General features: G+C 65.7%; 20 protein-coding genes, 2 tRNA genes and 1 pseudogene. 13 read left to right on the plus strand and 10 right to left on the minus strand.

The window, feature by feature from the left end; translation table 11 throughout:
- Positions 1–239: 239 nt before the first annotated feature.
- Positions 240–929: a cAMP-activated global transcriptional regulator CRP gene (gene crp, locus AC3WJE_RS19695; RefSeq protein WP_493732535.1), complete on the minus strand. Its 690-nt coding sequence runs from the start codon at positions 927–929 to the stop codon at positions 240–242.
- A gap of 151 nt (positions 930–1,080) precedes the next feature.
- On the opposite strand from crp, the gene speD reads away from it, so the two are divergent.
- The gene (speD, locus tag AC3WJE_RS19700) at positions 1,081–1,863 is read left to right on the plus strand and encodes an adenosylmethionine decarboxylase (protein WP_493732554.1); all 783 of its coding nucleotides are present in this window, start codon (positions 1,081–1,083) and stop codon (positions 1,861–1,863) included.
- Positions 1,864–2,072: 209 nt separating this feature from the next.
- Complete coding sequence (sugE, locus tag AC3WJE_RS19705) at positions 2,073–2,387, plus strand: quaternary ammonium compound efflux SMR transporter SugE (RefSeq protein WP_493732536.1); 315 nt, start codon at positions 2,073–2,075, stop codon at positions 2,385–2,387.
- 127 nt (positions 2,388–2,514) lie between these two features.
- Here sugE and coq7 read toward each other — a convergent pair whose 3' ends face one another.
- On the minus strand, positions 2,515–3,159 hold the full coding sequence (coq7, locus tag AC3WJE_RS19710) for a 2-polyprenyl-3-methyl-6-methoxy-1,4-benzoquinone monooxygenase (RefSeq protein ID WP_493732537.1): 645 nt from the start codon (positions 3,157–3,159) through the stop codon (positions 2,515–2,517).
- A gap of 185 nt (positions 3,160–3,344) precedes the next feature.
- Here coq7 and rplM point away from each other — a divergent pair, with 185 nt between their 5' ends.
- Together rplM and rpsI are read left to right on the plus strand one after the other, a co-directional pair.
- Complete coding sequence (gene rplM / locus AC3WJE_RS19715; protein ID WP_493732538.1) at positions 3,345–3,773, plus strand: 50S ribosomal protein L13; 429 nt, start codon at positions 3,345–3,347, stop codon at positions 3,771–3,773.
- A 2-nt stretch (positions 3,774–3,775) separates the two neighbouring features.
- Complete coding sequence (rpsI, locus tag AC3WJE_RS19720) at positions 3,776–4,168, plus strand: 30S ribosomal protein S9 (protein WP_493732539.1); 393 nt, start codon at positions 3,776–3,778, stop codon at positions 4,166–4,168.
- 221 nt (positions 4,169–4,389) lie between these two features.
- Here the strand turns inward: rpsI and AC3WJE_RS19725 are convergent.
- Positions 4,390–4,464: transfer RNA gene (locus AC3WJE_RS19725), tRNA-Gln, on the minus strand.
- 49 nt (positions 4,465–4,513) lie between these two features.
- A tRNA-Met gene (locus tag AC3WJE_RS19730) sits at positions 4,514–4,590 on the minus strand.
- 118 nt (positions 4,591–4,708) lie between these two features.
- On the opposite strand from AC3WJE_RS19730, the pseudogene AC3WJE_RS19735 reads away from it, so the two are divergent.
- From AC3WJE_RS19735 to bfr, 3 genes and pseudogenes are all read left to right on the plus strand, one after another.
- A pseudogene (locus AC3WJE_RS19735) lies at positions 4,709–5,167 on the plus strand (RNA pyrophosphohydrolase); the annotation flags it as partial.
- A gap of 190 nt (positions 5,168–5,357) precedes the next feature.
- Entirely contained in the window at positions 5,358–5,612 is a 255-nt protein-coding gene (locus AC3WJE_RS19740) for a (2Fe-2S)-binding protein (protein ID WP_493732540.1), read from the plus strand.
- A gap of 182 nt (positions 5,613–5,794) precedes the next feature.
- A complete protein-coding gene (bfr, locus tag AC3WJE_RS19745) occupies positions 5,795–6,265 on the plus strand; it encodes a bacterioferritin (protein WP_493732541.1) in 471 nt (156 codons plus the stop codon).
- An 8-nt stretch (positions 6,266–6,273) separates the two neighbouring features.
- On the opposite strand, the gene AC3WJE_RS19750 is transcribed toward bfr, so the two are convergent.
- Genes AC3WJE_RS19750 through AC3WJE_RS19760 form a run of 3 tightly spaced genes read right to left on the minus strand, consistent with a single transcriptional unit; the run spans position 6,274 to position 11,150 of the window.
- Positions 6,274–8,592 (minus strand): ATP-binding protein, encoded by a 2,319-nt coding sequence (locus tag AC3WJE_RS19750; protein WP_493732542.1) that lies wholly within the window; start codon positions 8,590–8,592, stop codon positions 6,274–6,276.
- A gap of 3 nt (positions 8,593–8,595) precedes the next feature.
- The gene (locus AC3WJE_RS19755; protein WP_493732543.1) at positions 8,596–10,485 is read right to left on the minus strand and encodes an EAL domain-containing protein; all 1,890 of its coding nucleotides are present in this window, start codon (positions 10,483–10,485) and stop codon (positions 8,596–8,598) included.
- 38 nt (positions 10,486–10,523) lie between these two features.
- A complete protein-coding gene (locus AC3WJE_RS19760) occupies positions 10,524–11,150 on the minus strand; it encodes a DUF4126 domain-containing protein (protein ID WP_493732544.1) in 627 nt (208 codons plus the stop codon).
- 230 nt (positions 11,151–11,380) lie between these two features.
- On the opposite strand from AC3WJE_RS19760, the gene AC3WJE_RS19765 reads away from it, so the two are divergent.
- The 6 genes from AC3WJE_RS19765 to ampE all read left to right on the plus strand — a co-directional run bounded on the left by AC3WJE_RS19765 (position 11,381) and on the right by ampE (position 15,356).
- Positions 11,381–12,121: a DUF6776 family protein gene (locus AC3WJE_RS19765; protein ID WP_493732545.1), complete on the plus strand. Its 741-nt coding sequence runs from the start codon at positions 11,381–11,383 to the stop codon at positions 12,119–12,121.
- Positions 12,122–12,124: 3 nt separating this feature from the next.
- Positions 12,125–12,550, plus strand: coding sequence for a bactofilin family protein (locus AC3WJE_RS19770; RefSeq protein WP_493732546.1), 426 nt, complete (start codon positions 12,125–12,127; stop codon positions 12,548–12,550).
- 31 nt (positions 12,551–12,581) lie between these two features.
- Complete coding sequence (gene erpA / locus AC3WJE_RS19775) at positions 12,582–12,968, plus strand: iron-sulfur cluster insertion protein ErpA (protein WP_493732547.1); 387 nt, start codon at positions 12,582–12,584, stop codon at positions 12,966–12,968.
- Positions 12,969–13,103: 135 nt separating this feature from the next.
- Positions 13,104–13,430, plus strand: a complete 327-nt coding sequence (locus tag AC3WJE_RS19780) for a hypothetical protein (protein WP_493732548.1) — start codon at positions 13,104–13,106, stop codon at positions 13,428–13,430.
- 57 nt (positions 13,431–13,487) lie between these two features.
- The gene (gene nudC, locus AC3WJE_RS19785) at positions 13,488–14,396 is read left to right on the plus strand and encodes an NAD(+) diphosphatase (RefSeq protein ID WP_493732549.1); all 909 of its coding nucleotides are present in this window, start codon (positions 13,488–13,490) and stop codon (positions 14,394–14,396) included.
- Between the two features lie 66 nt (positions 14,397–14,462).
- Positions 14,463–15,356 carry a regulatory signaling modulator protein AmpE gene (gene ampE / locus AC3WJE_RS19790; protein ID WP_493732550.1) on the plus strand — a complete coding sequence of 298 codons (894 nt, stop codon included), beginning with the start codon at positions 14,463–14,465 and terminating at the stop codon, positions 15,354–15,356.
- Positions 15,357–15,413: 57 nt separating this feature from the next.
- On the opposite strand, the gene AC3WJE_RS19795 is transcribed toward ampE, so the two are convergent.
- From AC3WJE_RS19795 to AC3WJE_RS19805, 3 genes are all read right to left on the minus strand, one after another.
- Entirely contained in the window at positions 15,414–15,827 is a 414-nt protein-coding gene (locus tag AC3WJE_RS19795) for a DUF2752 domain-containing protein (protein ID WP_493732551.1), read from the minus strand.
- Positions 15,828–15,837: 10 nt separating this feature from the next.
- Positions 15,838–16,173, minus strand: coding sequence for a CD225/dispanin family protein (locus AC3WJE_RS19800; RefSeq protein WP_493732552.1), 336 nt, complete (start codon positions 16,171–16,173; stop codon positions 15,838–15,840).
- A 309-nt stretch (positions 16,174–16,482) separates the two neighbouring features.
- Positions 16,483–18,369, minus strand: coding sequence for an MFS transporter (locus AC3WJE_RS19805; RefSeq protein ID WP_493732553.1), 1,887 nt, complete (start codon positions 18,367–18,369; stop codon positions 16,483–16,485).
- Between the last annotated feature and the right edge of the window lie 384 nt (positions 18,370–18,753).

Below are 18,753 nucleotides of genomic sequence, written 5' to 3' on the forward strand. Positions count from 1 at the left end.
GGCTTCAGCCGCGATGGGGCGTTACCGGGAACGCCCCATCGCGGCTGAAGCCGCTCCTACCGAGACAGCGTCCAGATCGCGCCAGCAGCCGTCCGGATCCCGGTGAACATTCTGGAGGAGAGCGCCCCTTGGTAAGGGGCGCGCGCCGACAGGCGCGGGGATCGGAAGCTCATGAGCCGGGGCCCACGGTTCGCGCAGCGAACCGTGGGGCTTTTGCGCGAATGCGCAAAAGCGCTCAATCAGCGCGTCCCGTACAGCACCACCGTCTTGCCGCGGGCATGCAGCAGGCCATCGGCCTGCAGCTTCTTCAGCACGCGTCCGGCCATCTCGCGCGAGCAGCCGACCAGTCGCGCCAGCTCCTGGCGTGACACGCGCAGCTGTGTGCCCTGCGGGTGGCTCATCGACTCCGGTTCCTTGGCCAGATCGTGCAGGGTGCGCACGATGCGGTCGGTCACGTCCAGGAACGCCAGCCGGCTGGCCTTGCGGGTGGTGTCAAGCAGGCGCTTGGACAGCTGCGAGCCGATGGCGTAGAGCAGCCGGGGCGCGTCGGCGACCAGGGCGCCCTGCAGCAGCTGGTGCAGGCGTTCGTAGCTGATCTCGGCCAGTTCGCACTGGCTTCGGGTCCGCAGTACCACCTCGCGCACGTCCGATTCGATGAACAGGCCCATCTCACCGACGAATTCGCCGGCGCCGAAGTAGCCCAGCACCAGTTCGCGGTCGTCTTCCTCCTCGGCAATGATGCTCACCGAGCCGCTGATCACGTAATACAGCGTGCCGGCCGGGTCGCCCGGGCGGAACACGTCGGTCCGGGTCGGGTAGCGGCGCCGGTGGCTATGGGCGAGAAAACGCTCGACCGTCACGGTGTCCAATGCCAGTGGTGGGACGCCTTGACGTGCCGGTGTCACAATGTGGGGATTCACTAGGCTCATGACAGTTCCGCAGCTCAATCGTCGGAAGCTTAACGGGATGGATCGTCCAACGTAAACCATTCTGGCACTTGACGTTTCGTTGCTGAGCGCTTTGCCTCATAATTCGCCCCTTTCCCGTCTCTCAATAGGATCGACCGCCGTGGTCAAGCCGTTGCCTCGCCTGAGGTTGCAAGGTTTTAACAATCTCACCAAGGCGCTGAGCTTCAACATCTACGACGTCTGCTACGCCCGTACCGAAGAAGAGCGCCAGCGCTACATCGAGTACATCGACGAGCAGTACGACGCCGACCGCCTGACCCAGATCCTGACGGATGTGGCCGAGATCATCGGTGCCAACATTCTCAATATCGCCCGTCAGGACTACGACCCGCAGGGTGCCTCGGTGACGATCCTGATCTCCGAAGAGCCGGTGATCGACAAGAAGCAGGCCGGCCGGGAGCTGATCTCCGATGCCGTGGTCGCGCACATGGACAAGTCGCACATCACCGTGCACACCTATCCGGAGACGCACCCGCAGGAAGGCATCGCCACCTTCCGCGCCGACATCGACGTTGCCACCTGCGGCGTGATCTCGCCGCTGAAGGCGTTGAACTACCTGATCGAGTCGCTGGATTCGGACATCGTGATCATGGACTACCGCGTCCGTGGCTTCACCCGCGACGTGAAGGGCAAGAAGCACTATATCGATCACAAGATCAATTCGATCCAGAACTTCCTGGCCAAGAACGTCAAGTCGCGCTACGAGATGTTCGACGTCAACGTCTATCAGGAAAACATCTTCCACACCAAGATGCACCTGAAGGACTTCGACCTGGACCAGTACCTGTTCGAAGAGAAGGCCAAGAACCTCTCGTTCAAGGAGCGCATGAAGATCGAGGCGCTGCTCAAGCGCGAGATCGAGGAACTGTTCCACGGCCGCAACCTGGCCGAGTGAGGGTTACATCCGGTTCGGTCGCCGATGGCTAGAATCGGCGCCACGAATTGACAGGCGGGACGGCCCGCCGCGCGACGCAAGTCGCGGATCAGAGCCGACGGCGGCCCGGTGCGAAAGCATCGGGCCGCTTTCTTTTTGGCGAATCCTTCGCGGGAACCCGTGCATCCATGTGCGGGGATTCACCTGTTTTGCTTGATTGGAGGTGTGAGATGCCCTGGATCTATCTGTTGTTGGCCGGCCTGTTCGAGATCGGTTTCGCCTTGGGGTTGAAGTACTCGGAGGGCTTCAGCAAGCCATTGCCGACGGTAGGCACGGTGGTGGCGGCGCTGATCAGCCTGTATCTGATGAGTCAGGCGATGAAGAGCATTCCGGTCGGCACCGCCTATGCGGTCTGGACGGGTATCGGCGCCATGGGCATAGCGGTGCTGGGCATCCTGCTTTTCAATGACAGTGCTTCGCCGGCGCGTCTGGCCTGCGTCGCGCTGATCGTCGCCGGCGTGATCGGCTTGAAGCTGGTTTCGTAGTCAGGCCTGTGCAGCAGGCCTGTCCCCGCAAATTTGTGCGGCAAGCCTGGGGTTCCGGCGCCATTGCGGCCTACCCCGCGCCTTTGGCATGCCCTCATTAACAAAGGCGGCCTGTTTCGATCAGGCCTCAGAGCCGGTAGGCAACCGCCTTCATCAATTTGGAGGCCAACGCCATCACGCGCGGGATCGGCGGCGGCAGGATGCGCGCGCCAGCCTGCTCGGCGTGGTCGGCGTGGCGGGCCTCGTCGGCCTTCATCACCTTCAGGATTTCGCGGCTGCGCAGGTCGTCGGCCGGCAGCGTTTCCAGGTGTTCGTCCAGGTGCGCCTCGACCTGGCGCTCGGTCTCGACCACGAAACCCAGGCTCCAGGGGTCGCCGGCCAGCCCGGCGAACGTGCCCAGCGCATAGCTGCCGGCGTACCAGAGCGGGTTGAACAGGCTCGGGCGGCTGTGCAGCTCGTGCAGGCGGTCGGCGCACCAGGCCAGATGGTCGGTTTCCTCCTGGGCCGCTTCCAGCATGTGTTCGCGGGTGATCGGGTCGCGGGCGACCGCGGCCTGGCCGAAGTACAGGCCCTGCGCGCAGACCTCGCCGACATGGTTGATCCGCATGAGTCCGGCGGCATGGCGTCGGGCGGGGGCGTCCAGGTCCAGGTCGGGGGTCTGCCCGGCCGGGTTGGCACGCAGCGCCGGGGGATTGCCGAACACCGTGTCGAGCGCGCGCTGGGCTTCGATCAACAGGTCATCGAGCGGGGTATTCAGGCGGGGCATGGGCATGTCGGCGGTGAGGATGGTCCGATTTTCCCCCGGAAACCGCCCCCGGGCCAGCGGCCGACCCCCTGACTTGAACTGGATCGGGGAAGTCCGTATAATTCCGCCCCTTGCGTTTCACCCTTCACAACGCGTGGCAGAGTTCCGGTGGTTTCAGTGCCGCAATGAGCCCGACCTAACTTGAGTTTCCTATGAGCACTTTCACCGCAAAGTCCGAGACCGTCCAGCGCGACTGGTATCTCGTTGACGCTTCCGGCAAGACGCTGGGTCGTCTGGCCTCCGAGCTGGCCCGCCGCCTGCGCGGCAAGCACAAGCCCGTCTACACCCCTCACGTTGATACCGGCGACTATCTGGTCGTGATCAATGCCGAGAAGATCGTCGTCACCGGCAAGAAGCTGCAGGACAAGCAGTACCACCGCTTCACCGGCTATATCGGCAACCTGAAGACCGAGAATCTGGCCCAGGCGCTGGAGCGCCACCCGGAGCGCGTGATCGAAATCGCCGTCAAGGGCATGTTGCCCAAGGGGCCGCTGGGTCGTGCGATGTATCGCAAGCTCAAGGTCTACGCCGGCTCGAACCATCCGCACGCCGCTCAGCAGCCGCAGGTCCTGGACATCTAATCATGGCTATCACTCAGAACTACGGCACTGGCCGTCGCAAGTCCTCCACTGCCCGCGTGTTCCTGCGCAAGGGCACCGGCAACATCGTCGTCAACGGCCGTCCGCTGGACGAGTTCTTTGGCCGCGAGACCGCGCGCATGATCGTGCGCCAGCCGCTGGAGCTGACCAAGAACACCGAGAGCTTCGACATCCTCGTCACCGCCACCGGCGGCGGCACCACCGGCCAGGCCGGTGCGATCCGCCTGGGCATCGCCCGCGCGCTGGTCGAGTACGACGAGACGCTGAAGTCCGAGCTGCGCAAGGCGGGCTTCATCACCCGCGACGCCCGTGAAGTCGAGCGCAAGAAGGTCGGTCTGCACAAGGCTCGCCGCGCCAGCCAGTTCTCCAAGCGCTGATTCATTGGTGCCTGGTCCGGGTGGCGCGAGTCGCCCGAACTGGATGTTTCAACAAAAGCCCGGCTCATGCCGGGCTTTTGCATTTCCGCTTCCCGTAGGAGCGGCTTTAGCCGCGATGAGGCCATGCCGGGGAAGCTTCATCGCGGCTAAAGCCGCTCCTGCGAGTCTCGTGGAACGGGCAAAGAAAAAGGCCTGATCTTGCGATCAGGCCTTCTTGGATTTGGCTGCCCCGGATGGATTCGAACCACCGAATGCCTGAGTCAGAGTCAGGTGCCTTACCGCTTGGCGACGGGGCAAAACTTGTTGCTCCAAAATTATCGCATGCTTGAAGCAGGCTGAGAACCTTGGTGGCTATGGGTGGACTCGAACCACCGACCCCAGCATTATGAGTGCTGTGCTCTAACCGGCTGAGCTACATAGCCTAGGGAACCGCCAATTTTGATGATGCGGTCGATTGTTGTCAACGGCTTTCTGTGAAGCTTGTGGGCTTCGATCCGGCGTGGCAGAGTCGTTGACAGTAGATTTTCAGGAGTCCGCATCGTGATCGATCCGGACGGCTACCGGCCCAATGTCGGCATCGTGCTGATGCGGCAGGACGGACAGGTGTTCTGGGCGCGCCGTGTGCGCCGGGATGGCTGGCAGTTCCCGCAAGGCGGCATGAATAGCGACGAGACGCCGGTCGAGGCCATGTACCGTGAGTTGCGTGAAGAGACCGGGCTGTTGCCCGAGCACGTGGAGCTGCTCGGCGCGACGCCGGGCTGGCTGCGCTATCGGCTACCCGCGCGGGCGATCCGCCATGGCGAAAAGCAGGTCTGCATCGGCCAGAAGCAGGTCTGGTTCCTGCTGCGGCTGACCGGGGACGAATCCCATCTGCAGCTTGACCACACCGACACCCCCGAGTTCGATCACTGGCGCTGGGTGGACTTCTGGTACCCGGTCGAGCACGTGGTGATATTCAAGCGTGGGGTCTACGCGCGGGCGCTGCGACATCTGGCGCCACTGGCGCGCGGGATTGCCGAGGGCGGGGTCGGGGCGATGCCGGAGCGGGCCCAGGAAGCCTGGCTGCCCGGCAGCAGCGCCGGCCACGACCGGCCGCGCAAGCGCTCGCGGAAGCGCCGATTCGGCCCGCGCGTGTCCGGTATTGAATGATTCACGATTGGAATTGACAACTATTCTCGTTTGAGATTGAATGCCCGAGCCCCTGATTCCGGGGTGCGAGCCTTGGCTTTCGAACGTGTACGTATGCATCTGTAACGGGGTCACCGACCACCAGATCCGCGAAGCAGTCGCCAACGGCTGCGCCAGCGTCACCGAACTCACCATGCGCACCGGTTGCGGGTCCAACTGTGGCTCCTGCCTGGACATGGCCGCTGATCTGATGACGCAGCTGCGCGCGGTCCGCGACTTGCCGCTGCCGATGCTTGGATTGGCCAGCGCGGCCTGAGCCGTCTGCCGATCCCGTAGAGCCGAGCTTGCCCGGCTGCGGATTTACCGGGAACGCATCAGCCGAGCAAGCTTGGCTCTACCCGTCATGCGACCTTCGAATGAACTGAGCACGATTCGCGTTTCTTCATCGAAGCGACGAAGGCGCTAGAGTTCGCCGGCCTCACCGCCGGAGAACATCGCATGAAAGGCGATACCAAGGTCATCGAATACCTCAACAAGGTGCTCTACAACGAGCTCACTGCGATCAACCAGTACTTCCTGCACGCCAAGATGCTGAAGAACTGGGGCCTGAAGGAACTGGCCGAGCACGAGTACAAGGAGTCGATCGAGGAGATGAAGCACGCCGACAAGCTGTCGGATCGCATCCTGTTCCTCGAGGGGCTGCCGAACTTCCAGGCGCTGGGCAAGCTGCGTATCGGCGAGAACCCGAGCGAGATGTTCCGCTGCGATTTGACGCTTGAGCGCGAAGGCGTGGTGGTGCTGCGCGAGGCGATCGCCTATGCCGAGTCGGTCAGCGACTACGTCAGCCGCCAGCTGTTCGCCGACATCCTGGAGCAGGAGGAAGAGCACATCGACTGGCTGGAGACGCAGCTGGATCTGGTCGAGCGCATCGGCGAGCCGAATTACCTGCTGGCCAAGCTGGAAGACTGAGAGCTGCCTCAGCGCGTGGGGACGACGGCCGAAATGAGTCGTCCCGCGTAGCCGCTCAGGGCGACGCGGGCGCGTGCGTTCTCGGCGATGGCCAGTGCGACCAGCACGCCCGGCCGCTCCAGGCTGCCGGTACGCGCGGCCAGTTCGATCCGTCGCGCGGCGTTGGACAGTGCGATCGCGCCGACGTTGGCGCTGGAGGATTTGAGGATGTGGGCGACATCGCGCAGCTTGTCGATGTCGCCGGTGGTCGCGGCGGCTTCGAGCTGACCGATCAGGCCCGGGACGTCTTCCAGGAACAGCGCGATGATGCGCGCGGTTTCCGCGCCGGCCACTTCATGAAGTTCGTCGAGTACATCGGTGTCCAGCACCGGCAGCGCGGCCGATTGGCTGGCATTGGCGGCCACTTCGGGCTCCGGCGGGCTTGTCGGCGCTGGTACCGGCGTGCCGGATCGGGTGGACTGCGGCGGTAGCCAGCGTGCCAGGCACGCGGCCAGCTGGTCACGCGAGACCGGCTTGGACAGGTAGTCATCCATGCCGGCATGCAGGCAGCGTTCGCGATCGCCGGCCATGGCGTTGGCGGTCATGGCGATGATCGGCAGCGGACGCGCGGGCTGGCCCGATTCCATCGAGCGCCAGCGCCGGGTCGCCGCGTAGCCGTCCAGCACCGGCATCTGGCAGTCCATCAGCACCAGGTCGTAGCGGGCGTTGGCCATCATGGCCAATGCTTCCTCGCCGTTGCCGGCGGTCTCGGCGTCGTGCCCCAGCGAAGCGAGGATCTTGCGCGCGACCAGCATGTTCACCGCGTTGTCCTCGACCAGCAGGATCCGGGTCGGGCGGGCGGAGGTGGACGATGGACGCGTATCGGCAGGCACGCTGGCCAGCGTGGGGATCACCATGGCCGGGTTGGTGGCCGCCGGCTCGGGCGGGAACAGCAGGCTGTGGATGCTGGCGTCCGGCGTGTTGCGCGGGATGAGATCCGGATGCTGCTGGATTTCGTCGGGCAGGGCGTGCTCGCCGTACAGCCAGATCAACCGGGCTTGACCCGATTCCTGGCGCGCCAGCGTGCGCTGCAGGGCGCGTGCGCTGTAGCGCAGGGTGTCGTGGTCGGCGATCACGAAGCTGTAGCCGGCATGCGCGGAGGCGCCGTTCGTGCGCAGGTGTTCCAGGGCTTCCTGGGTGGTCTCCACGCTCTGCACATCCAGTTCCCAGCTGCTCAGCAGGCCCGCGATCCGTTGCAGCAGGCGCGCATCGCTGGAAACCAGCAGGCCACGGCGACCGCGTGCGGTCGTGGTGCTGGCGCCGAGGTCGCCGATCACCTTCAGCAGCGGAATCTCGAACCAGAAGCTCGAACCGGCGCCGGGCGCGGAATCCACGCCGATCCTGCCGCCCATCAGATCGATGATGCGCTTGCAGATCGCCAAGCCGAGGCCGGTGCCGCCGTACAGGCGGGTGGTGGAGGCATCGGCCTGGGTGAAGGAGCGGAACAGCCGTGATTGCTGCTCGGCGGCGATGCCGATGCCGGTGTCCTGTACCTGGAAGCGCAGCAGGTGCTGGGCCTTGGCCTCGCCGAGCCGCTGTACCTGCAGCTCGATATGGCCGCGCTCGGTGAACTTCACCGCGTTGCTGATCAGGTTGCCCAGCACCTGGCGCAGTCGCACCGGATCGCCACGCACCGACAGCCGTACCGCCGGATCGATCTGCAGCGAGAGCTTGAGGCGTTTGTCTTCGGCGGCGCGCTGCATCAGTTGCACCACGCCTTCGAGCATTTCGCGCAGGTTGAAGGTAGTGATCTCCAGTTCGAGCTTGTCGGCTTCGAGCTTGGAGTAGTCGAGGATGTCATCGACGATGCGCAGCAGCTGCATCGAACTGGCGGTGGCGGTCTGCAGCATGTCGCGCTGGTCCAGCCCGAGCGGGCCGCGCGCGATCAGGTCCAGCATCGGCAGGATGCCGTTGAGCGGGGTGCGGATCTCGTGGCTCATCGTGGCGAGGAATTCGCCCTTGGCCAGCACCGCCGCTTCGGCAGCCTGCTTGGCCTGCAGCAGTTGCTGTTCAAGCTGGTCGTGGCGGAGCAGCTCCTGGCGCAGGCTGTCGCGCTCCTGCTCGGCGGATCTCAGTTGTTTCCCCAGCGCCAGTTCGCGCTGGCGTTGCTCACGCAGCCCGCCGACCAGCCGTAGCGTGGCGAACAGCGTTACCAGCACCAGCGGTGCCAATGCCCACAACCACGGGCCCTGGACGCGCAGCAGCAGCGCCGCGATGCAGGCCAGTGCCGCTACCGCGGCCGAGAGGCCAAGCCAGAAGGCTGCGGTGCGGTTGATGGGCGTGGCCACGACTCACAGCACCGCGTTCTGGAAATCGAAGTTCAGATCGCTGCCAACGGACTGCACGAGGTTGCCCTGGATGAAGTCCACCCCGCTCATCCACATCGCTGCCGCCGACTGTGCATCCTCGATCTGCTGGCCGATGATCTGCAGGCTGTGCCGGTGCGCCAGTTCGATGGTCTCGCGCAGTTCGCCGCCCAGGCGCGCGTCGGCGTGGCTGCCGGCAAAGCGGGAGGCCAGGCGGATGTAGCCCAGGGGCAGGTGATTCAGCAGTGCATTGGCATCCGGGCCGGGCTCGTACTGGCTGATGCAGAACTGCACGCCGAGCGGCATCAACCGTGCGCAGAAGCGTTCGAGGGTGACGGTGTGGATCAGCGCGTCGTGCAGGCGCACGTCGATCACCAGCGAGGTGCCCTGGATCGCGCGCTGCTCGATCGATTTCAGCAACCAGTCGATGAAGGCTTCGCGCGCGAGCGTGCGCGGCGACTGCGAGACGAACAGGCGCAGCGGTGGCGTCGCATGCTGATAGGTGTGCAGCAGTCCGAGTGCGTGTTCGATCACCTGCTGGTCGAGGTCGACGATGCGACCGGCCGCCTCGGCCGCCGGGACGATCTGTCCGGCCGAGAGCAGCGTGCCGTCCGCTTGGCGCAGGCGCAGCAGGACTTGGTACTGGGCGCCGCCGCCGCCGGTCACCGCGACGATCGGCTGGTAGGCCAGTTCCAGCTGGCCTGCGACCAGCTTGAGATGGTCTTCGTGGTTCGATGCGTCGGCCGGGAGGTAACGCTGGATGCCGTTGCTGTCCAGGCGTGCCTGCAGTGCGGTGCGCTCGACCGCTTCCAGCGCGCTGCCGGCGTCGCCGAATTCCTCCGAGAGCGGCGCGAAGCCGATCACGCAGCGCAGGTGCACGGCCTCGTCATCACGGATCGGGAAGGGTTGTGCCGCCAGTTGCGTGCGCAGATCGCCGGCGAAGGCTTCCATCTGTGCCGACTGCATGCGCGGTGCCAGCAGCAGGAAGCTGTTGTCGCTCAATCGAGCCAGCGAGTGCGATTGCGCGGCGGTGGCCAGGCGATGGCCGGCCTGGGTCATCAGGCGCTCGAAGGCGGCGTAGCCGAAGCGTTCGCGCAGGCCGAGCGCGCTGGCGATCTCGATGAAGAACAGTCCGGCCGGCGTGCGTTCGTCCAGGATCTGGCCGAGCTGGCGCATCAGATGGGCGCGCGTGGACAGGCCGGTTTCCGGGTTGCTGGTCGCGACCGCGGCCGGTGTGGGCTGGCTGAGCTGGGCCTGCTGGCGCGCGCGGCGGATGCGGTTGGAGACCGCGGCGATCAGATGACGTGGCCGGATCGGCTTGGTGAGGAAGTCGTCGGCGCCGCTGTCGAGGACCTCGAACTGGCGCTCCGGATCCGGATCGCCGGTCAGGAACACGATCGGCAACAACTGGTGCTGCGGATGCTGGCGGATCAGGGCGGTCAGGCGCAGGCCGTCCAGGTCCGGCATGTGCAGGTCCATCAGGATCAGATCCGGCCGGTACTCCTGGATCGCCTGCTGGACGTTGGCCGCGGCCATCTCCACCTGCGCGTGCATGCCGGCGCCGTGCAGCACGCTCTGTGCGAACAGCGCCTGCGAACGGTCGTCCTCGACGATCAGGATGCGGTAGGGCGCGTCGCTGGTGGTCGGCAGCTCCGGCAATACCGAGGCCGGGAGCTCGGGCGTCGGTGCCGATGCAGCGGGCGCAGCCGCAGTGACGAGGCTGGCGACTTCCGGTTGCGGTGTGGGTGCGGCGGCCGACCCCTTCGCCCAGCGTTGCCAGTGATCGGCCGGCGGCGTCTCGGCGCGCACGGCGTTGCGGCCGCGTGGATTGGCATTCTCGCGCAACGGGGAAGACACCGGATTTCGATCGGCCATCAGGACTCCCTGCAAGGGCAACGATTATGCGATGAACTTCAAGGCAGCGGGGAGCTTGGACCGCCGGGCGACGAGGGCGCGCGCAGGGGCGCGACCAGGCGTTGCATGCCGCGCCAGAGCAGGCGCCAGACCCACCACACCAGCAGTGCGCCGAGCAGGCTCACCGTCAGCACGAAGATCAGCGCCAGCACCGGATGCGCCAGTGCAAGCGCGAGCGTGGCGGTCACCAGGGTGTCCTCGGTGATCGAGGCGATCCAGTTGCTGGCCGGCTCCGGAGAGGTGTTCAGCAGCGCCCGCGTACCGGCCTTGAGCCCGTGGCTGGCCAGCGCGACGCCGGCGCCCGCGGCCAGTGCACCGGCACCGAGGTGACCATCGGGGGAGAGCATCGCCGCGGCGAGGAACGCGCCGGCCGGGATGCGCGCCAAGGTCTGCAGCAGGTCCCAGACCGAATCCACGCCGGGAATCTTGTCGGCGAAGAACTCGACCAGCGCGAGCGCACCGGAGGTGCCCAGCACCCACCACGACTCGGTCGCGTGCAGGGCCGGCGGCAGATCGACCCAGCCGAGCAGACCGGCCAGGCCGACGCCGAACACGGTCAGGTAGACACGGATGCCGGCCAGCCAGGCCAGCAGGATGCCGATGACGAAAAGATGCGCTTCGTTCACGCCAGACTCCCGGGCGCAGGCGGAGATTGGAGACTATCCGTCAAGCGCGTCCGCGGTACCAGAGGGCTGCCGGATCCCGAGCGAGGGCGTCCTGGAGGCCAGGGGCTCCCGGGAGCCCTTCCGATGCCGCGTCATGCTGCTCCGACGGACAGGTCCGGGCGGTGGTTTACACTGCCAGACCGTTCCCGTTTCAGGATATCTGGCCGTGTTCCGGCCGCATCCTCCCCACGATGAGCCAACCCAGACCGCGTATCCGCATCATGCAGAAGACCTCGTCGGGGACATCACCTCAGTGGCGTTGGTGGGCCGGTGCCTTCGTGGCGCTGTGGCTGATCTCGCTCGGGCTGACCTGGTGGTGGGCCAGCCGCAGCGCGGTGCCCAGGCTGGCCGAGGCGGAAGCGGAACTGAGCCAGGCCCGCGGGCGTGAAGCCACGCAGGCGCGCCAGATCGAGGAGCTGAAACAGCGTCAGGTGAACCTGACCGTCTCGGACAAGATCAGCCGCGCGGCCAATTCCGAGATCCAGTCCTCGCTGGCCGAGCGCGACGAGCAGATCGCCGCGCTGCGCGCCGACGTGGCGTTCTATGAGCGCCTGGTCGGCTCGACCAGCCAGCGCAAGGGCCTGAACGTGCATTCCATCGAGTTCGAGCCGGAGGCCGGCGGCAGTTGGAGCTACACCACGGTGCTGACCCAGAATCTCAACCGTGGCGCGATCAGCCAGGGCCAGCTGCGCTTCTCGGTGGAGGGCGTGCGTGCCGGCAAGCTGACGACGGTCAACTGGGACGACCTGCACCAGAAGCCGGGTGCGCCGGGGCAGGACTACTCGTTCCGCTATTTCCAGCAATTGGGCGGCAGCGTGATATTGCCCAAGGATTTCACCCCGCAACGTGTGAGAATCTCCCTCTCCGGTGGTGGGACGCCGGTGAACCAGACCTTCGATTGGAAGCGCGTCGGCAGCGACGCGGGGGAGTAGGGCATGTTTGGCAACAAATCCAGCCGCGGCGAACAGACCGTGGTCGATACGCTGATCGGGGCGCAGGTGGTGATCCGCGGCGACCTGACGTTCAGTGGCGGGCTGTACATCGAGGGCCGCGTGGTCGGCAAGGTGATCGCCGAGGACGGGGCGCAGGCCGCGGTGACGCTGTCCGAGACCGGTATCGTCGAGGGTGAGATCCGTGCCCCGGTGGTGATCATCAATGGTCGGTTGACCGGCGATGTGCATGCTTCGGACAAGGTCGAGCTGGCCGCCAATGCGCGTGTTCAGGGCAACGTGCACTACCAGGTGGTCGAGATGAGTGCCGGCGCGCAACTGACCGGACGGCTGATCCACGCCGGCGCGGTCGCCGCGCTGCCGTCGCCGGTGCATGAAGAGGCGTTGGAAGCCGCGGTCGCCAGCGCTTGATAACTGGCGCGGGTGTCCCCATCCTGCGCCCATGAGTACGCTCGTCTCCCTGCCCACGGCCGCACCGGCTCCCGACTACCAGTCGCTGGACCGGCCGCTGAACTTCACCTCCTCTGCCGCCGCCAAGGTGCGCGAGCTGATCCAGGACGAAGGCAATGCCGACCTGGCGTTGCGGGTCTATATCCAGGGCGGTGGCTGTTCCGGCTTCCAGTACGGCTTCGAGTTCGACGAGAACCGCGCCGAGGATGATCTGGCGGTGGACACCGACGGGGTCTCGCTGCTGGTCGATCCGCTGAGCCTGCAGTACCTGATGGGCGCCGAGGTCGACTACACCGAGAGCCTGACCGGCGCGCAGTTCGTGATCCGCAATCCGAACGCGCGGACCACCTGCGGCTGCGGCAGCAGTTTCAGCGTCTGATTGCGCTGCGCAGATAGCTCCGGCGACGATGGCGGAGCGGTTTGCGTCTTCGGTGCCATTGCTTCCCCTGTTCGAACGTCGCCGGTTCCCCGACCATGCGGGGATGACGATGTGTGGCGACGGGACTGACTGAAGATGCTGGATATCTACTACGCCGACCCCGCCATCACGTTCATGCCCGTGGATCCGGCGCGCTTGGAACGCGCCGGCTCCATCGATCTGGATGCGCACCGTTCGCTAGCCGCCCTGTTCGACAAGGGGCGGCAGGCGGGTGCCGATCTCAGGTATTTCGAGGATTCGCTGCTGGCGCCCGCGCAGGTGGCGATATTGCTGGGAACCTTCACGGCGAACGCGCGTGCATTGGAGGGGAACCGGCAGGCGCTGGCTGCGTTCGGTGTGATGCGCGACCTTCTCGAAGCGGCGGTGAGCCGGGGTATGGGGCTCGTGGCCTTCGGCGATTGAATTGAACGCCTGACGGCACGGTTGCGATGCCATGCGAATGCCGGCACGCTTCAGCGGATGTCGAACTTCCTTTCGCAGACCTTCTCCGGGTTCGCCTTTGTCAGCGAGCCGCTCGACCGTGCCGATACGCTGCGTGACGACCCCGTCGCCATCGCTGCGCTGTGGGACGCCGGACGCGTGCTGGTGCTGGACAAGGACGGCACCGCCTTCGCCGACCAGGACGGTGGGCCGCTGCTGCTGACCGGCGCGGACCTCGGCGGCGGCCCCGGCACGGCGATCTTCCTCGGTCTGCAGGACGGGCGCGGCTGGTTCTGCGTCGATGCAGCGGCGGTTGCGGTGCAGGCACCCGGGCGGATCGACCTGCGCCTGGCGGCGACCAGTTGGGACGCACCCACGTCGAGCGCGTTCGCTTACGCGCGCGGGATGTCGTACTGGCAGGCGCGCACCCGCTTCTGCGGTGTCTGCGGAGGCGCGATCGCGTTCCGCCGCGCCGGTTTCATCGGCCACTGCGCGCAATGTAGTACTGAGCACTATCCGCGCGTGGACCCTGCGGTGATCGTGGCGGTCGGTGACGGCGAGCATCTGCTGCTGGGGCGGCAGGCGAGCTGGGCGCCGCGCCGTTACTCGGTGATCGCCGGTTTCGTCGAGCCGGGCGAATCGCTCGAGCAGACCGTGGCGCGTGAAGTGTTCGAGGAAACCCAGATCCGGATCGCGGGCTGCGGTTACCTGGGTGCCCAGCCGTGGCCGTTCCCGGGCGCGTTGATGTTGGGGTTCCAGGCGGTCGCCGCGTCTGGCCAGCTGCCGCAGGTGAATGGCGAGCTGGAGGACGCGCGCTGGTTCAGCCGTGACGAAGTGGCTGCGGCGCTGGCGCGTGATACACAGGATGATGGTGCAGCCATCAGCCTGCCGCCGCCGATCTCGATCGCGCGGGCGTTGATCGAGCACTGGTTCCACGCACGCAATTGATGGCGGCCTCTCGATGACACGACCGTCGCGAGGGGCATGCATAGAATCGGTCGAGGAGGATCGGACATGTTCACCACCCTGGTTGCCGTGATCGTCGCGCTTGCGCTGGGGCATGTTGCTCCGGCACTGGCGGCGTCGCTGCGTCGTTTCGCCTGGCTTGAGCATTGGGTGCGCTGGTTGGACTCGCATGCCGACGGGCTGGGCGCTTGGCGCGGGCTCTATGGCGTGGCCCTGGCGCTGGTGCCGCCGTTGTTGCCGGTGTTGCTGCTGCAATGGCTGTTCTCTGGCGTCGGGTATGGGGCGTTGTCGCTGTTGTTCGGCGTGCTGGTGCTGGTCTGGACCTGGGGGCCACGCGATCTCGATCGCGATGTGGAAGCGGTGATCGATGCCGACGACATGTCGTCACGGCGACTGGCGATCGCGCACCTGCAGGCGGCGGGCGGCAGCCTGCACGAGGACGCACCGTCGCTGGTGGCTGCGGTCGTGGTCAATGCGCTGCGGCGCTGGTTCGCGGTGATGTTCTGGTTCCTGCTGCTGGGGCCATTCGGTGCACTGCTGTATCGCCTGAACGCACAGCTGGTGGAAGGTGCCTTGTCCGAACGCCTGCCCGAACGCAATCGGGAAGGCGCGCACCGGCTGTTGGCCGCGCTGGAGTGGCCGGTGGCGCAGCTGATGACGCTGTCGATGGCGCTGGTGGGCAACTTCGATACGGTGTATCGCGCCTGGCGCGAGGCGCATGGCAACCGTTGGTCGCTGGAGCCGGCGTTTCTTGGCGCGGTGGCGCGGGCCAGCGTCAGTGCCGAGCTGCGCGACGAGGCGCACGATTACACCGATGCGGGGCTGGTGCCGGTGTGGCGCCGCTTGCCGGAGGTGCGCGATGCGATGAGCCTGGTGTGGCGGGTGCTGCTGCTGTGGATGGTGGTGCTGGCGCTGCTGGTGATCGCCGGCTGGGTGGCGTGACGATCAGCATGGGGTTGTAGAGCCGAGCAGGCTCGGCTCCACGGTGGTTCGTGATCGTCAGATCGGCGCGAGCCAGGTAAAGGGCGGCCACGGCAGATTGCGGGCGATCCAGTAGACCGGCAACAGCACCAGCCATAGCTTCGGTTCCAGCACGACCCGCATCAGCGGCTGCAGGATGCGCGGCTGCCAGCCGCGTGACCACGCCACCATCAGCGGCATCAGCGGCATGGTGGTCATCGCCAGCGGATTCATGTGGAAGGCACGCACGATGTCGCCATGCACCAGCGCATGCAGGGCACGCGTCAGTCCGCAGCCGATGCAGTAGTGCCCGGTCATCGCATAGAACATGCAGGGCGGAAACGGATTTCCCGCCACGTTGGGATCGTAGTGGCGCAGTACCCAGATACCGGCACCGGCCGCGAGCGCGGCCGATGCCAGTCCGGTGACCTTGAGCCACGTCGGGGTTTTCAAGGCCGATGCTTCAGTGCTGGTACTGCTGCAGGAACTGCATGTAAGCCTGGGTGCCGCCGGTGGCGAGCCAGATGATGTTGATGATCAGGCCGATGATGGCGAGCGCGGTTGCCACCCAGCACCAGGTCTTGGCGTTCTTCGATGCGCGCTGGGCGCCATCGATGTCGCCCTGGTTGAGCAGGGTGTTGACCTTGCTGGAGAACACGATCGCGACGATGCCGACCAGGCCGAGCGGACAGCACAGACAGGTGGCGATGACGGTCGAGATGATCGACCACACCAGGTAGTTCTGGATCGGCTGCGACGGGGCGACCGGCGGTTGGACAATCGGAGGTACTGCGCTCATGTGGAACTCCTGTTTCCTTGGGTGGTGGTACGGGACCAGCGTGTCTTACAGGCGTTGGCAGCGGTGAGCAGGGAGACGATCATCGCCACGGCCCCACACAGCAGGCGCGGCGATGAAGCCTACGAACACGAGCATCAACGGGATGTTGAAGGACGGCGGCCGGTATCGGTGCTGGATCGGGTATCCGTGTCGCCTTCCCCGGTGGTGGATTCCCCTTACACGCGCGGCGTGGTGACAGGCTCGCCGCGTGAACGGCTACAGCGTAACGGCGAGCGTGAAGGAGCGCAAAGACATCCGGCCGCCGCGCGCTCAGGCCTGGTCGCCGCGTAGCGCCCGCACGCGTGCCTCCAGGGCCTCGGCGCTGCTGTCGGCCGGCATCGCCTCGCCGGCGACCACGTCGATGTGCGCGCGGAAGCGTCGCGGCACGCGCATGCGGCCCAGCCGTGAATCACGCCGGCTCCACATGCTGCTCCACATCCCGCGCAGCGCCATCGGCACCACCGGTACCGGCCGCTGCGCGAGGATCTTCTCGACGCCGGACTTGAAGGCGGCGATATCGCCGTCCCTGGTGAGCGCGCCTTCCGGGAATATGCACACCAGCTCGCCCTCGGCCAGCGCCGCATCGACGGCATCGAACGCGCGCTGCATCAGTTCGGGATTCTCCTTCGCGCCGGCGATCGGGATTGCCTTGGCGGTATGGAAGATCCAGCGCATCACCGGGATGTTGAAGATCTTGTAGTACATGACGAAGCGCACCGGGCGCGGGATCGTCGCCGACAGGATCAGCGCGTCCATGTAGCTGACGTGGTTGCAGACGATCAGCGCGGCGCCCTCGTCGGGCACGCTGCGCTCGATGCCGTGCAGGCGCAGCCGGTACAGCGTGCGCACCATCATCCAGCTCAGCAGGCGCATCAGGAATTCGGGCACGATGCTGAAGATCCAGATCGCCACCAATGTGTTGGCGATCGCCAGCGCCAGGAACACCTGCGGGATGCTCCAGCCGAGCAGGCGCTGCACGGCGATACCGAGCAGCGCGGCGACCACGATGAACAACGAGTTCTGGATGTTGAGCCCGGCGATCACCCGCGACAGTTCGGTCTTGGGCGTGCGGCTCTGGATCAGCGCGAACAACGGCACCACGAAGAAGCCGGTGAACACGCCGATGCCGACCAGATCGAACATGATCCGGATGCTGCCTGCCTGGTGGACGAACTGGCTGAGAGTGAGGTCGCTCACCAATGCATGGCCGGGCCGCGCGAAGTACAGATCGAGCAGGAATGCGCTGATGCCGAATGCACCCAGCGGCACCAGGCCGATTTCGACGGTGCGGCCGGACAGCTTTTCGCACAGCAGCGAGCCGGTGCCGGTGCCGATCGAGAACAGTGCCAGTGCGAACACGTACAGACCCGGTTGGCCGCCGAGATTGATTTCGGCGTAGCTGGGCAGCTGCGCGGTCAGCACCGTGCCGATGAACCAGAACCAGGACACGCCGAGGATGGCGTTGCGCACCGCCAGCGTCTTGCGGGTCAGGCGCATGATCGCCAGCGATTCCGGGACCGGATTCCAGCGTACTTTCAGTTCCGGCGCGCCGGCATCGACCTTGGGGATCATGCGGGCACACAGGTTGCCGCACACGGCGATCGCGATCACCGCGGTGGCAGCGGCTTGCGGTCCATGCGCGCCGGCGATCTGGAACACCAGTCCACCGATGATCATGCCGCACAGGATCGAGATCGAGGTGCCCATCTCGACCAGGCCGTTGCCGCCGGTGAGTTCTTCCGGCTTGAGCACCGCCGGCAGGATCGAGTATTTCACCGGGCCGAACATCGTGGACTGCAGGCCGGTGCAGAACAGCGCGACCAGCAGGATCGGCATGCTCTGGGTCAGGAAGCCGGCCGCGGCCAGCGACATGATTCCGATCTCCATCGTGGTGGTGATCACGATGAGTTTCTGCTTCTCCATCTTCTCGGCGATCTGGCCGGCGATGGCCGAGAACAAAAAGTAGGGGAGGATGAACAGTGCCGGTGCTAGGTTGGTGTAGAGGGTGCGCTGCGCCTCGTCTATGCCCAGGTAGAACAACAGGCCGATGATGGCCTGGCGGTAGACGTTGTCGTTGAAGGCGCCCAGGGCCTGCACGGCGAAGAAGGGCAGGAAGCGGCGCTGCTTCAGGAGGGCGAACTGGCTGTGGCTGGACATGCAGGTTCCTTTGCGGACGCGCGCAGACTAGCAAATCGGGTGGGGGGTTCGGTTGTGGGGTGGGCGCTGTTGTTGTGTTGTGGGTGGGGATGTGGCGGCTTGCTCTTCGTCTGTTTCTTCTGCGGCATCTCTCCGCCGTCGTCCCCGCGTAGGCGGGGACCCAGCGACTTCCACGCCATCTCTCTATCGTCGTCCCCGCGTAGGCGGGAACCCAGTGACTTCCGCGCAATCTCTCTACCGTCATCCCCGCGAAAGCGGGGATCCATGGACGTTGCTTTTGGGGTTTGAAGGGGTAGCTAGAGCAACTGCAAAGGCTTTCGCTCCTTCGGAGCGAGTCACTTGTTCTTTGCTTGTGCAAAGAAAAGTAACCAAAAGAAAGCACAC

Source organism: Pseudomonas sp. GW821-FHT07E12 (assembly GCF_058986605.1).